This is a genomic window from Azospirillum sp. B506, assembly GCF_000333595.1.
In the GTDB taxonomy this organism is placed as follows: domain Bacteria; phylum Pseudomonadota; class Alphaproteobacteria; order Azospirillales; family Azospirillaceae; genus Azospirillum.
Map to the genome: position 1 here is coordinate 1 of NZ_BADK01000348.1, position 13,481 is coordinate 13,481.

The window sequence follows — 13,481 nt, forward strand, 5'->3', positions numbered from 1 at the left end:
CTGTTCATTCCGAACACGCCGGTCAGCAGCGAGGCCGGCAGGAACAGGGCCGCCACAGTGGTCAGAACGATCATGGTCAGGTTTTCCTGACGCCCGAGATCCAAGCGCTCCGCTTCGTCCGCCAAGCGAATCTGCTCCTCGATCTCCTTCTGGATCTCGGGAAGGTGGTTCGCCGCGCGCAGGAAATCGTAGATCTGGTCACCCATGACGTATGTCGTCACGCGATGGGGCAGATACTGACGGCGAAACGCGGCGAAGCCGCTACGCAGCGCCGCGATTCCGGCGCCCGGGCCGGTCGCCTGATCGAGGAAGTCGGTCAAGCGGACCCGCTGGTAGCAGACGGCCGCGAACAGGAGAGTGTAGTAGGTTTCCGTGTTCCGCGGTTGGCCATGTGTGGTCTTGCCCGCCAGAAACAGCGTCAGCCGGTTGCGCCACTCGTCGAGCCGCCAGTTTGCCCATTCCTGTAGGTGGTGATCGAGGATGGCTTTCCGGGTCGCGGCGTCCGGACCAAACTCCTCCCGCCACGACGCCATCCCAAGCGCGAAATGCGGCACGAGATCGTCCAGCATTCCCTCATCGGGCCAACCTGACTCGGCATGGCAGAGGTTGAAGGTCGGCAGGTCCTGGCCGAACCAGTGGACACGGCCGTCGACGTCGTCCCAGCGTTCGGCCGGCACGGCCAGGACATCTCCCAGGATCCACTGGCGGAGGTGAAATTCACGCACGCCGCCCCGCCAAGTAGCCGGGCTGGCCCCGGGATGCGCCGGGTGCCAGGAGGCGGAGGCGGCCGCTACCCACTTGACGTCGTCCGGGGTGAAGGGCCTGTCCCCGGTGACCTTGATCAGGAGAAGAGGATGAACGTCCATCCAGAGCAGGTCCACCCACTCGACCCGAGCCCAAGGAACCGCGTCCGGCCCGAGCAGCTCCGGCCACATGTCGGGAAACAAGGTCCATCGCGACGAATTCACGAGATCGCTTGATCTGGGCATGAAAAGGTCGCGGCAGGTTGGAAGAAAGAACCGAGCCGATTCCTCCAGTGCCGCCGGATCGGACTCGGTCAATCTCAGGGTCTAACTTGTCCAGGATAGCGACTGCCGCGTGCGCGTCACATCTTCTCTGGTGAGAGAGAGTGGCGCGACCAGAAAGCAAGACCAGTCAATCATATGAACACCAACCATATCCTCTATGGAGGGAGATCGCCCCTCAATATGCTCCAGATTATATATCTGATATCTATAACAATCAATTGATACGGGTTTTGCGTGTATTGCGTTCACTTGCAGCACGCACGCAATGTTGCTAGGGTCCGGACTCATAACCAGTAGGCGACGGTTGCGGCGATTTGGACTGCTGCCATGAAGTTGGTGGCGGAGCGGTCATAGCGGGTGGCGATGCGCCGGAAATCCTTGAGGCGCCCGAACATGCCCTCGATGACGTTGCGGTTCCGGTAGAGGTAGGGAGAGAAGCAGTTTTTCCAGCGCTTGTTGGCGCGTGGTGGAATGTTGGGCGCGGCTCCCGCTTCTTCGATCTTCCGGCGAACAGCGGCACTGTCGGGCCCCTTGTCGCCGTGTAGGAGATTGGTGGCGGGCATCCGGTCGAGCAGACGGTCGGCGGCGGTACAGTCGGCAACCTGACCGCCGGTCAACAGGAAGGCGAGCGGCCGCCCGCGCGGATCGCTCAGGGCATGGATTTTGGTGGTTCGTCCGCCACGGGACCGTCCGATGGCCTGGGCGCGCTCCCCCCTTTCCCGTCGCTCGCCGAACGATGGGCGCGGACTGCTGTGGTGTCGATCATCACCTGGGCCGGTGGGCCACCCGCCGCGGCCAAGGCATGGAAGATGTCCTCCCACACGCCCTTGGCCGCCCAGCGGACAACGCGGTTGTGTAGAGCGTCTTGCGGGGGCCGTAGACCGGTGGAGCACCTGCCCAGCGCCCGCCCGACTTCAGCACATGGACGATTCCGCTGATCACACGTCGATCATCCACGCGCGGCTTGCCTCGGGTGTCGCGCGGAAGGTGCGGCTCAAGCCGCCCAAACTGCTCCACCGTCAACCAGAAATGACCGTTGCTCATCGCATAGCCCCTTTCCAGCGCGTTGAATCACAACGGCTCCCTGACGGAAAGGCTCTTTATGGGTCTGGACCCTAGGTCCCGTTAAGATGGTGGTGGTGAGGCTCCAGGACTCTGCTCGACCGTATCGAGAGATGTATCCGCCTTTTCCTCCATATGCTGTTGGAAAGTTTGCCAGAACATGACGGATTCCATCCTCAAATTTGGAGACAAATAGACCCAGTGCTTACACCGGACATCGATAAGAGACAGAAGTTCCGGGTATATGCCCTCCATGACCGGCATTTTTATTATCGTTGACTGCAAGGACATATAAACGCGCAAGGCCCGCTCCCGAAGTTCTGGCGAGGCGATCACTTCGGACATGCCGGCCAGGAGCACCGCTGCAACCAAAGCATCAAAGCTGGCGATCATTGCCAACTCGAATGCGATGCGGTCGTCGATTGGACGCTGCCGTGGAACTCCCTCACCTTCGCGTGCCTCTGCTTCGAATAGGATCGAAACGACGGCGGGTTCCAGGGTGCGAAGTGCCTCCTCAAGGCGCCTTGCATCGAAAGGCTCCTGTTTCAAATACCACCAGATCGGGCTCCGGAACCACCGTGCCGCCCCCGGGAAGCGCGCTTCGGCCTGATCCACGGCATTGCGCGGCCCAGGCCGATCGAAGGGTACTTTCGTCCCCTTCTCGTATGCGTCCCATTTCCGTGGTCGCGCGACGTCGGCATCGCGTTTCCGAACCAGATGTCCATCAAGCGCCATTTCCAGCGCATAGGCGGTCGACAGGCCGGAAACGGCCTTCAGAACGTTGATCCACAGACGCGTTCGCAGCCGATCGACGGGATGGGTGGAAGGACGGCCTCGTTTCCGGGCTTTGGCATTGGGCGACATCACGGTCATCTGGAGTACCAAAAATCTGATCATCGGTGCGGGTGGTGCAAAACCGACTTGTAACGAACTCTGCGTGACAGCCGATCCAAGAGAGTGCGATGGATATCGATCCCGTCCCGCCAGATACGACGACCGCCTTGCGCGACCAACTGCGTGAGGCGCTTCTGCGTCTCCATGGCCCCTTGCTGGGCGGAGAACCACTGGCCTTGGCGCTGGGGCATCGGACCCTCGCGTCGCTCCGCCAAGCCAGACGCCGGGGGCAGTTGGCCGTGCCGCTGTTCGTGGTGCCAAATCGCCGTGGCTGGTTCGCGCTGACACAGGATGTCGCCGATTGGCTCGCATCCGTGAAAGCCGTTGGATCGGTGATGAGGGGAGAGAGCGAGCACCTGTAGTCCCTATCGCCCACTCCGAAAACGCGAACGCCCGAGGGTGCTGCCTCGGGCGTTGCACCGACATTGCTGCCGGACAAGTGGTAACTTGTGTCAGGGCACTATGCACCGTGCTGCCCTGCTCGTCAATGATCGACGAGCGGGGGCGTGAGGGGTGACTTCGTCTGCCCGGGATCAGCGTCGTCCTGGGCTTCGCAAGGATCATCGACCGTGCGTCTGCCAGTTCACCTTCAACGAGAAATAGCGCGCCTGCATTATTATGACCGGTCTCAATCGAGCCGCACCATCGGGCGATCATTGGGCATTTCAGCCAACACCGTCCGTTTCATGCGCGAGGCCCTGCTGAATTCCAGCATGGCGTGGACAGACCTTCAGTTGCTCGACGACGATGCATGGACCATCGCTTTGGGCACCCGGAACAAATCCATCGCGCAACGCAAGGAGGCTCCGGACTGGGCGCTGGTCCACGCCGAAATGCAACGCCCGGATGCGACGCTGGAGCGATTGTGGCGTGAGTGGCGGGCCACCTGCCCAACGGGGATCGCCTATACGCAGTTCACGGCCGGCTACCGGAGTTGGGCCAAGCGCCAGCACGTCGTGATGCGACAAGTTCATCGACCGGGCGAAAAGCTCTTCGTCGACTTCGCCGGTCGCACGGTGCCGGTCATGAATCCCCAGGGAGGCGGATCGATCAATGCGCAGATCTTCGTCGCGGTGCTCGGCTATTCGAATTACACCTATCTCAAAGCGGTTGCAACGCAGACGACGGCGGATTGGGTGAAATGCCATCAGGACTGCTTTGCAGACCTTGGTGGCGTCCCGGAATGGATTGTTCCCGACAATCTGAAGGCAGCGGTGTGGCGCCGGGAAAAGGATCGCACCGTGCTCAATCCCGCCTATCGGGAATGCTTGCGTCACTACGACACAGCCGCATTGCCGACCGGGGTCCGTAAGCCGAAGCATAAGGCAAAAGCCGAGGTGGGCGTGCAAATCGCCCAACGGTGGATTCTGTTCGCTTTGCGTGATCGCCAGTTCTTCAGCCTGGAGGAACTGAATGGAGTTTTGAAGCAGCTTACGGCGCAGATGAATGAACACCCGTTCAAGAAAATGCCGGGGAGCCGCAAAGAGCGTTTTCAGGATAAGGAACTACCTGCCCTGAAGCCCTTGCCTACGACACCGTTCGAGCTGTTTGACTGGCGTTACGGCGTTCGCGTCGGTGACGATCATCACATCGAACACCAACGCAGTTTCTATTCCGTCCCGTCGGAGTTGCGCGGCGAACGTGTCGATCTGCGATACACAGCGACCATTCTTGAGGTGATGCACAAGGGGCGCCGGGTTGCCATGCATCAGATGGCCGAGGGCCGGGGAGAGATCAAAACCATCCCCGAACATCGCCCTGTGGCCCATGTTCGGGTTCTGGATGGCGAACCCCGCAATTTGGCGCGCTGGGCTCAATCGGTGGGGCGAGGCACGGAGGCGATGATCCGCCATCACTTGGAAAGCCGCTCCGATGCGGTGAATGGGCTGAGGGCTGCACGGCGTATGCGTGAACTGGCCCATTTGCACGGCGATGCCCGGTTTGAGGAGGCCTGCGTCTACGCCTTGTCGATCAACATCACAGCTTTGCGTAGCGTGGAATCAATCCTCAGGCATTCACCAGACAGGCGTTCGGTCGCAATGGAAAGAGAAGAACCAAAACCAAGTCATGAGAATATTCGAGGGCCTCATTATTTCGGAGAACGCACGTGAGCAGCGTTCAACAGACCATCAATCGTCTGCGGGAACTCCGGCTGACGTCCATGGCCGAAGCATACGCCACACAATTGCAGCAGCCGAAACTCTACGAACTGAGCTTCGACGATCGGTTCGGTCTTCTGGTCGAGCATGAGACATCGGAGCGTGAGTCGAAGAAGCTGAAGCGGCTGATCCGTGGGGCGGGGTTTCCAGAAACAGCAACGCTGGAAGATGTGGACTATCGTTCGTCTCGGGATCTCGATAAGTCGATGGTCCTGCATCTGGCCGGGTGCGAGTGGATTCGCCAACATCTTAACCTGATTGTGATTGGTCCGACTGGAGCGGGGAAAACATGGCTCGCCTGTGCCTTCGGTTCTCAGGCATGTCGCCTACGCCTGCCGGTTTCCTTCTTCCGGGCAAGTGATCTCTGTGAAAATATCGGGGTCGCCATCCTTGATGGATCGCTGCCGAAACTGAAAGCTGACCTGATCAAACCCAGCCTGTTGATCATCGACGATCTCGGATTGAGCGAAATCACTCCACGGGTAGGGCAGGTTCTGCTCGATATCGTGGATCGGAGGATGCGATCGGGTTCACTCCTGATCACGAGCCAATTTCCAATTGATCAATGGCATGGCTTTTTCTCCGACCCGACGGTCGCAGATGCCATCCTTGATCGGGTGATCCATCAGGCCCACCGCATCGCACTGCGGGGGGAATCGATGCGGAAGCTTCAGGCAAGGAAGAGAATGACGCCTGAGTAAGCAGGCTCCTGTGCCGGTGATCATGACGCCGCAGGGGTGATCATGACACCGGCCAGATGATCGCGACGCACTCGACGTGCTCACCCAGCCGTAACGGTGATCGTGATCACCGTGGCACAGGATCACCTCGAACTGAAATTGGTGATCAGCGCGAACCATACATGGTGGTCACAACCGCCCGGTGCCTGCAACAATCAAAGGGAGACGGTGGAAGGGCAGATCGGGCGCTGGAAGCAGGGGCTCGGACCGGCGCTGCGCTTCCATACCGACGAGGCGCAAACGACGGAGGTCGCCATCGGCGTCGTGGTCCTCAACCGGATGCTCGATCTCGGACACCGGAACTCCATCCGCGTCTCCTGATCAACGGGCTGGGTAGGGCGGGTCCTTGCCGTCCTCGCCTCCGTGCAACACGGGGGGACCCGCCATCGGCGATCTCGGCTATCGCGGCAAGCGCTTGGCCAAAGCCGGGGAGGCGCTCGGAATCACGGTCCAGCCGATCGCCCGCGACCGCAACGGGGGTTCATCCCCCCAAAATCGCTTGAGTCGCGGAGCGCTCCGTCAGCTGGATCAGCCGCTACCATCGATTGAACACCATCGTCGAGCGGACGAAGGAGCACCTCCTCGCCGTCGTCCAAATCGCCTTCATCCCGATCCTCTCCAGGCGCCTGAAGCGGCTCGTTCCCAACGACGTCAGCGTGTGACTGCCACGAAAAGACACTGAATTCTTCGACCGCTCATGAAGGAGACTGGCCCGGGCGGCATGAGGGGGTTTGGCCAAAGGTCCCCTCAATCAGGGCGGTGGTGGCGCCGAGAGCGTCAAAGCGCCGGCAATAGCTCAGCAGGAAGGTCGGCACGGACCGCGCGATCTCCGCGGACCGTTTGAACAGAATCGGCTTATGGCTGGCCAAAAGGCGCGTGCGCCGACGACTGGTGTGACGCATGATCTCGACCACCGCCTCCGCCTGGCGAAGCGGGGTCAAGGCCGGCGGTTCCCCGTCCGCGCCCTTGCTCAACACCAAGATGGCATCGAGCCGCACCATGTCCGCTGTGAAGCCGGCGGCCAGGGACAGATCGTACTTCTCAAGGTCCGGTCGCACATGGGGAATGCCCTCGACCGGCAGATTCGCCCAATCAAGGGTGTCGCGCCACAGCTTCAGTCGTGGAAAGGCGGGCAACACCGTGGTGCCGCCCGGTCCGTCATCGCGCAGCACGGTCAGATCGTCCGACAACAGGCGGTGACCGCGTCGTGTCAAGGCGAAGGCCAGGGTTGATTTTCCCTCTCCCGAATCGCCGGCGAGGGCTACGGTGCGGTTGCCGACTCGCAACGTGGCGGCGTGCAGCGGGAACACGCCGCGCTGGTCGCACAGCAGGGCCAATCCAACGCCTAGAAGAAAGGCCCGCCAGCCGGTGGCCTCCCCCTCGTCCCTCAGAATCTCCACAGTGATGTCCCGCCCGTCGCGCAGCAGGATACGCACCAAACCCGGAATATGCACCAGGGCAGCGCCATCCGCGCCGATATTCACGAGCCCATCGGGGATTATAGCGTCCGGCAGCCGTGGCGGAACCGCGCCCGGACGGATGGTCACGTCGACCGGCGTGTCGTCAGGGCCCCTCCAGACCGGTAATTCAGGCAGCGGAAAGGCACTGCGCACGCGCCATCCGCACAGCAGGTGGTCCCGTTCCTCCGTCACGGTGAGGATCGATCCCCAATCTCGACGATGTCGAGATCTGTCAGACGGTCGAGCAGTTCGATCACATCACCCTCGATTTTGGTGGGTTACGCCTCGAATTCGGCGAGAAGGGATTGGCACAGTAAATCGACTCTTCGCGGCGATGCGTTCCCAAATGGCGACGGCCACAGACTTGAAAGCGTAATAGTGACTGGTCTCGATCGACATAACCACGATCTTGCCGTCGAGGGACGCGTCGATGCTATTCATCGACCGGACGACTCTGCTTTCCAGGCGAACGGACACGCTGGCTCCTCGTAAGCTGCATCTTGAAGGTGCCCTCCGGAGGTTAAGATGGAGCAACTTTAAGGGAGCGACGTAGAAATATCCACCTGCCACGAGAATCGCTTGAAGGGTTTACGGGGCGGTAAGGACTGAGCTGAGTCACGCCGCCATGGCGATGTCCTCGGTTTGGGCATAGTACCGCGCTTCGGCCGTGGCGGGAGGAATGTTGCCGATGGGTTCGAGGAGGCGTCGGCGGTTGAACCAGTCGACACACCCAGGGTGGCGAACTCGACGGCCTCCAAGGTGCGCCGGGGACCGCGGCGCCGGATCACTTCGGTCTTGTAGAGGCCGTTGATGGTTTCGGCCAATGCATTATCGTAGGAATCGCCAACGCTGCCCACGGAGGGTTCTACCTCAGCTTCGGTGAGGCGCTCGGTGTACCGAATGGCAAGGTATTCAGCAGGCTGACGTTGTGGCCGTGCCGTCGCGCCGCGTCGGACGCCACCACGCCGGGCCGGAATGCTTCCGCCACCAGACGAGCCCTGTCCTCGACGCTGCAGGTCCGGCGCTTCTCCGAACCGATGATTGCCTCGACGCGCTGGTAAGTCATCAGCACAGCCATGGGGCTGGACATAGGACCAAGCCGCGGCGATCCGCAGCGTCCTCACTCAGCCTGCTTCGTTCAATCCTCGCAGGGTGGCCGTGGGCGGACGGTTGCCCAGCCCCTCCCATATCTGGAGCAACAGAACCGGAGCGATTCACTGCCCTCAAAAACAACATAATAAATATGTAAATAAAAATTTTAAAACACTACATTTACAATAGGGAAAATGAGAGGTTATGCTTTTCTTCTATGGGGATTGGGGAGGACCGCACATGTCGCCCAAACTAGGTCCGAAGGGGGAAACATCAGGCACGACGTCCCGTCCTCCCGCGCCTGAAGCCGTCGCCCGCCAGCGGGTCCACGCCCCGGTTCCGGGCGGCGGCCTTCTTTAATTCCAGCACCGAGCAAATTTGGAGACGACGCCATGTTCGGCCCGATGCCTTCGCGACGTTCCGTCCTGTTCAGCGCTTTGACCGGGAGTCTCGCGCTCGCTTGCAGCGTCATACCCGATGGGCTGGCGAAGGCGGCGGAGGCCGCCGGCGAACCGCTGTGGTTCGGGGTCAGTGGGCCGCTGACCGGTCCCAGCGCCCAATATGGTGCGCAGTGGAAAAAGGGCTTCGATCTGGCGCTCGACCAGATCAATGCCGCCGGCGGGGTGAAGGGCCGTCCGTTGCGCTACGTGTTCGAGGATAGTCAGAACGATCCGCGCCAGTCCATCGCCATCGCCCAGAAATTCGTCGCCGATCCGAAGATCCTGATCGAGCTGGGCGACTTCTCCAGCCCGGCGTCGATGGCCGCTTCGCCGATCTACCAGCGGGCCGGGCTGGTGCAGTTCGGCTTCACCAACTCCCACCCTGATTTCACCAAGGGCGGCGACTTCATCTGGAGCAATTCCATCAGCCAGGCGGAGGAGCAGCCGAACGTCGCCGATTTCGCGGTCACCTCGCTGAAGCTCAAGCGGCTGGCGGTGCTGCACCTCAACACCGACTGGGGCCGCACCAGCAAGGACATCTTCGTCAAGGCGGCGAAGGAGCGCGGGGCGGAGGTCGTCGCCACCGAAGGCTATCTGCCCGACGAGAAGGATTTCCGCTCCACCCTGGTGCGGGTGCGCGAGGCCAATCCCGACGGCATCGTCCTGATCTCCTACTATGCCGACGGGGCGGCCATTGCCCGGCAACTGAAGCCGGTCGGCCTTACCCAGCCGGTGGTCGCGGTGGGATCCGTCTATTCGCCGAAGTTTCTCGAACTGGGCGGCGAGGCGGTCAACGGCGTCCACACCCGCGCCAACTTCTTTCCAGCCGAACCTCGCCCGGAGGTGCAGGGCTTCGTCGCCGCCTACCGGGCGAAGTACCAGGAGGAGCCGGACGCTTTTTCCGCTTACGCCTATGACGCGGTGCTGGTGGCGCAGCGGGTGATCGAGGTCGGCGGCACCGACCGCACCGCGATCCGCGACGCCTTCCCGCGCGTGAAGGACATCCCCAGCGTCATCTTCGGCAAGGCGACCTTCGATCCGGAGACACGCCGCGTGTCCGGCGTGCGCAACGTCAAGCTGGTGGTCAAGGACGGCGCATTCGTCCTGTGGGACGGCAGCGTCCCCGCCGCCACCAACTGATTCGGATTTTAAAGTTTGAAAGCGATTCCAATGCTCGATTTGATTCTCCGGTCCACCGCGCTGGTTGCCGGCACCCTGTCGCTGCTGGCGGCACTCGGCGTCGTCCAGCCGGCTTTCTCGCAGCCCGCCGATCCGGCGAAGGAGCCGGTGGTGCTCGGCGTCAGCGGGCCGCTGACCGGCCAATATGCGCAGTATGGCGCGCAGTGGCAGCGCGGCTTCGATCTGGCGCTGGAGCAGGTGAATGCCGGCGGCGGCATCCAGGGCCGGCCGTTGCGCGTCCAGTTCGAGGACAGCCAGAGCGATCCCAAGCAGACCGTCGCCATCGCCCGCAAATTCGTCGCCGACAGCCGCGTCGTCGCCGAACTGGGCGATTTCACCAGTGCCGCGTCGATGGCGGCCTCGCCGATCTACCAGACTGGCGGGCTGGTGCAGTTCGGCTTCACCAACTCGCATCCCGACTTCACCAAGGGCGGCGACTTCGTCTGGAGCAACGCGCTCAATCAGGCGGAGGAGATGCCGGTCCTGGCCGATTACGCGGTGACGGCACTGGGTCTGAAGCGCGTCGCCCTGCTGTTCATCAACAATGACTGGGGCCGCACCAGCAAGGATCTGTTCGCCAAGGCGGCCAAGCAGCGCGGGGCGGAGGTGGTCGGCGCCGAGGGCTATCTGGCCGACGAGAAGGATTTCCGCTCCGCCCTGGTGCGGGTGCGGGATACCAAGCCGGACGGCATCGTGCTGGTCTCCTACTATGCCGACGGCGCCCAGATCACCCGTCAGCTGCGCGAAGCCGGGCTGACCCAGCCGGTGGTAGCATCCGGGGCGGTCTATTCGCCCAAGTTCCTGGAGCTTGGCGGCACGGCGGTCGAAGGCGTCCACACCACCACCCCCTTCTTCCCCGGCGACCCGCGGCCGGAGGTCCAGACCTTCGTCAAGGCCTACACCGGCAAATACGGGGTGGAGCCGGATGCCTATTCCAGCCGCGCCTACGACGCGCTTCTGCTGCTGGCGACGGTGATCCGGCAGAGCGGCACCGACCGCACCGCCGTCCGCGACGGGCTCGCCACCGTCAAGGATGCGCCGAGCGTGGTCTACGGCACCGTCCGCTTCGATCCGCAGACCCGCCGCGTCGACAAGCCGCTGAGCACGCGGCTCGTCGTGAAGAACGGTGCCTTCGCCCTGTGGGAGCCGGTGGCCGCCAAGGCCGCGAATTGACGCTGGAAGGACCGACCATCGTGCTTCCCACCACTCTCGGCCCATGGCTCGACTACACCATCAACGGGCTGGTCATCGGCAACATCTATGCTTTGCTGGCGGTCGGGCTGGCGCTGATCTTCGGCGTCTCCCACCTGATCAACTTCGCCCATGGCTCGGTCTACATGGTCGGCGCCTATATCGGCTGGCTGTGCGTGACGAAGCTGAACCTGCCGTTGCCCATCACCTTCATCGCGGTGGCCGCCGGCTGCGGCCTGCTGGGAGCGGTCATCGAGCGGGTGGGGTTGCGCCCGCTGCGCAACGCCCCGCGCATCGCCCCGCTGCTGGCCACCATCGGCCTGTCGGTGGTGCTCGACCAGTCGGCGCAGCTGCTGTTCAGCCCCGACCCGCGCGCGCTGCCGACCCAGCTGCCGACATGGCGCATCGCCATCGGCGGCGGCAGCATCGGCGCGCTCGACCTGCTGATCGCCGCGGTCGGCATCGGCAGCGCTGGGCTGCTCTACGGCTTCCTGCGCTTCACCAAGCTGGGCTGGGCAGTGCGGGCGACGGCGCTCGACCGCGACGCGGCGCAGCAGTGCGGCGTCGATGTCGACAAGGTGAACCGCACGGTGTTCGCCATCGCCTCGGCGCTGGGCGGGGTCAGCGGCCTGCTGGTCGGCATGTATTACAACACCATCGACCCCAACATGGGCTTCCAGGCCGGGCTGAAAGGCATCGTCGCCCAGTTGATCGGCGGCGTCGGCAACGTGCCGGGCGCCATCGCCGGCAGCCTGCTGCTCGGCCTGATCGAGAGCTACGGCATCGCCCTGTTCGGCACCAGCTACCGCAACCTCTTCGCCTTCGTGGCGCTGATCCTGATTCTGGTGCTGCGGCCCAACGGCCTGTTCGCCCGCGCCCGCCGCCTGCCGCCGGAGCCGCTGACCGGCACCTTCATCGCCCCCAGCCGGCCGCTGGTCCTGCCGAAATGGGCGGTGTGGACGCTGGCCGCCGCCGCGCTTGCCCTGCCGCTGGTCGTGCAGCAGCCCTATCTGTTGCAGACGCTGGGCAACGCATGGCTCTACGCCCTGCTGGCGCTCAGCCTGACGCTGGTCGCCGGCACGGTCGGGCAGGTGTCGCTCGGCCATGCCGGGCTGCTCGCCATCGGCGCCTATGCCTCCTCGCTGCTGGCGCTGGATGCCGGGGTGCCGGTGCTGCTGGCGGTGCCGCTGGCCGGGCTGGTGGCGGCGGCGCTGGGCACGGCGCTGGTCTATCCCGCCTTCCGGCTGCGCGGCCATTACGTCTCCATCGCCACGCTGGCGGTGGGCGAGATCGTGACGCTGGTCATCCTCAATTGGGAAAGCCTGACCCGTGGCCCGATCGGCGTCACTGGCATCCCGCCGCTGTCGGTGGCGGGCAAGCCGCTGGTCAGCGGCCAGTGGGTCTATTGGGTGCCGCTGGCCGTACTGCTGGCCTTCGCCGCCCTGCAATCCCGCCTGCTGAACTCCCATCTCGGCCGCACGCTGCGGGCGATCCGCGAGGACGACGTGGCGGCGCGCTCCTACGGCGTCGACCTCAACCGCTACAAGGGGCTGGCCTTCGCGGTGGCGGGATTCGTCGCCGGGGTGGGCGGCGCACTGATGGCGCATTTCTACTCCTACATCAACCACGAGACCTTCCCGGCGCCGGTGTCGATGCTGGCGCTGACCATGGTCATCCTTGGCGGGCTCGGCAATGTCGCCGGGGCCGTGCTGGGGGCAGCGGTGCTGGTCGGGCTGCCGGAGCTGTTCCGCGCGGCGGCCGAATACCGCATGCTGATCTACGGCGTCGTCCTGCTGCTGCTGATCCGCTTCCGCCCGCAGGGCCTTCTGGGAACGGTGTGAGGACGCCATGGCGAACGAACCGAAGAAAACACTTCTTGAGATCGCCGGCCTGACCCGCCGCTTCGGCGGGCTGACCGCGGTCAACGGCCTGTCGCTGACGGTGGGCGAGGGCGAGCTGGTCAGCATCATCGGCCCGAACGGCGCCGGCAAGACCACCCTGTTCAACCTGATCTCCGGGCTCGACACGCCGGATGCCGGGTCCGTCATCTTCGAGGGACGCGACGTCACCGGCCTCTCCGCCGAACGGCTGGCCGGCCTCGGTCTGGCCCGCAGCTTCCAGCATGGCCGGGTGTTCGGGAATCTCAGCGTTCTCGACAATGTGCTGGTCGGCGCCCATACCCGGCTGCGGGTGGTTCGGCCACGGATTCCCGTGCTGGGACCGCTGGGAGCGGCGA

12 protein-coding genes and 2 pseudogenes are annotated in these 13,481 nt (G+C 63.4%); 8 read left to right on the forward strand and 6 right to left on the reverse strand.

What is annotated here, in order from left to right:
* The 3 genes and pseudogenes from I71_RS10610 to I71_RS10620 form a co-directional block, all read right to left on the reverse strand.
* A partial coding sequence (locus tag I71_RS10610; protein ID WP_199902158.1) for a CorA family divalent cation transporter occupies nucleotides 1-1,061 on the reverse strand: 1,061 nt, incomplete at its 3' end.
* A gap of 251 nt (nucleotides 1,062-1,312) precedes the next feature.
* Nucleotides 1,313-2,072 (reverse strand): annotated as a pseudogene (locus tag I71_RS35795) (IS5 family transposase).
* 81 nt (nucleotides 2,073-2,153) lie between these two features.
* On the reverse strand, nucleotides 2,154-2,963 hold the full coding sequence (locus I71_RS10620) for a hypothetical protein (RefSeq protein WP_148294210.1): 810 nt from the start codon (nucleotides 2,961-2,963) through the stop codon (nucleotides 2,154-2,156).
* Nucleotides 2,964-3,052: 89 nt separating this feature from the next.
* Here I71_RS10620 and I71_RS10625 point away from each other — a divergent pair, with 89 nt between their 5' ends.
* The 4 genes from I71_RS10625 (at nucleotide 3,053) to I71_RS38760 (ending at nucleotide 6,204) form a co-directional block, all read left to right on the forward strand.
* A complete protein-coding gene (locus I71_RS10625; protein ID WP_049976031.1) occupies nucleotides 3,053-3,346 on the forward strand; it encodes a hypothetical protein in 294 nt (97 codons plus the stop codon).
* Between the two features lie 207 nt (nucleotides 3,347-3,553).
* The gene (istA, locus tag I71_RS10630; RefSeq protein ID WP_042694722.1) at nucleotides 3,554-5,095 is read left to right on the forward strand and encodes an IS21 family transposase; all 1,542 of its coding nucleotides are present in this window, start codon (nucleotides 3,554-3,556) and stop codon (nucleotides 5,093-5,095) included.
* Entirely contained in the window at nucleotides 5,092-5,844 is a 753-nt protein-coding gene (gene istB, locus I71_RS10635) for an IS21-like element helper ATPase IstB (protein WP_042694724.1), read from the forward strand. Before istA ends, istB begins: the two co-directional genes overlap by 4 nt.
* Before the next feature lie 96 nt (nucleotides 5,845-5,940).
* Nucleotides 5,941-6,204 carry a hypothetical protein gene (locus I71_RS38760; protein ID WP_042694726.1) on the forward strand — a complete coding sequence of 88 codons (264 nt, stop codon included), beginning with the start codon at nucleotides 5,941-5,943 and terminating at the stop codon, nucleotides 6,202-6,204.
* A 374-nt stretch (nucleotides 6,205-6,578) separates the two neighbouring features.
* On the opposite strand, the gene I71_RS38240 is transcribed toward I71_RS38760, so the two are convergent.
* From I71_RS38240 to I71_RS37310, 3 genes and pseudogenes are all read right to left on the reverse strand, one after another.
* Nucleotides 6,579-7,535 carry a hypothetical protein gene (locus I71_RS38240; protein ID WP_083897087.1) on the reverse strand — a complete coding sequence of 319 codons (957 nt, stop codon included), beginning with the start codon at nucleotides 7,533-7,535 and terminating at the stop codon, nucleotides 6,579-6,581.
* Between the two features lie 423 nt (nucleotides 7,536-7,958).
* A pseudogene (locus tag I71_RS35800) lies at nucleotides 7,959-8,260 on the reverse strand (integrase core domain-containing protein); the annotation flags it as partial.
* Nucleotides 8,209-8,421 (reverse strand): transposase, encoded by a 213-nt coding sequence (locus tag I71_RS37310; RefSeq protein WP_244433750.1) that lies wholly within the window; start codon nucleotides 8,419-8,421, stop codon nucleotides 8,209-8,211. The pseudogene I71_RS35800 and the gene I71_RS37310, both read right to left, overlap by 52 nt.
* A 406-nt stretch (nucleotides 8,422-8,827) precedes the next feature.
* Between I71_RS37310 and I71_RS10655 the strand changes: the two genes are divergently transcribed.
* The 4 genes from I71_RS10655 to I71_RS10670 form a co-directional block, all read left to right on the forward strand.
* Entirely contained in the window at nucleotides 8,828-10,015 is a 1,188-nt protein-coding gene (locus tag I71_RS10655) for an ABC transporter substrate-binding protein (protein WP_244433749.1), read from the forward strand.
* 30 nt (nucleotides 10,016-10,045) lie between these two features.
* Nucleotides 10,046-11,227 (forward strand): ABC transporter substrate-binding protein, encoded by a 1,182-nt coding sequence (locus I71_RS10660; RefSeq protein WP_042694730.1) that lies wholly within the window; start codon nucleotides 10,046-10,048, stop codon nucleotides 11,225-11,227.
* A gap of 20 nt (nucleotides 11,228-11,247) precedes the next feature.
* Nucleotides 11,248-13,086: an ABC transporter permease gene (locus I71_RS10665; RefSeq protein WP_042694741.1), complete on the forward strand. Its 1,839-nt coding sequence runs from the start codon at nucleotides 11,248-11,250 to the stop codon at nucleotides 13,084-13,086.
* A gap of 7 nt (nucleotides 13,087-13,093) precedes the next feature.
* Nucleotides 13,094-13,481, forward strand: a 388-nt coding sequence (locus I71_RS10670) for an ATP-binding cassette domain-containing protein (protein ID WP_042694732.1), incomplete at its 3' end; no start/stop codon positions are given.

What these genes read in the sequence shown, in the direction of transcription:
- I71_RS10620 (WP_148294210.1), bottom strand. Translation starts at nt 2,963, where the DNA reads ATGACCGTGATGTCGCCCAATGCCAAAGCCCGGAAACGAGGCCGTCCT.
- I71_RS10625 (WP_049976031.1), top strand. Translation starts at nt 3,053, where the DNA reads ATGGATATCGATCCCGTCCCGCCAGATACGACGACCGCCTTGCGCGAC.
- I71_RS37310 (WP_244433750.1), bottom strand. Translation starts at nt 8,421, where the DNA reads ATGGCTGTGCTGATGACTTACCAGCGCGTCGAGGCAATCATCGGTTCG.
- I71_RS10655 (WP_244433749.1), top strand. Translation starts at nt 8,828, where the DNA reads ATGTTCGGCCCGATGCCTTCGCGACGTTCCGTCCTGTTCAGCGCTTTG.
- I71_RS10660 (WP_042694730.1), top strand. Translation starts at nt 10,046, where the DNA reads ATGCTCGATTTGATTCTCCGGTCCACCGCGCTGGTTGCCGGCACCCTG.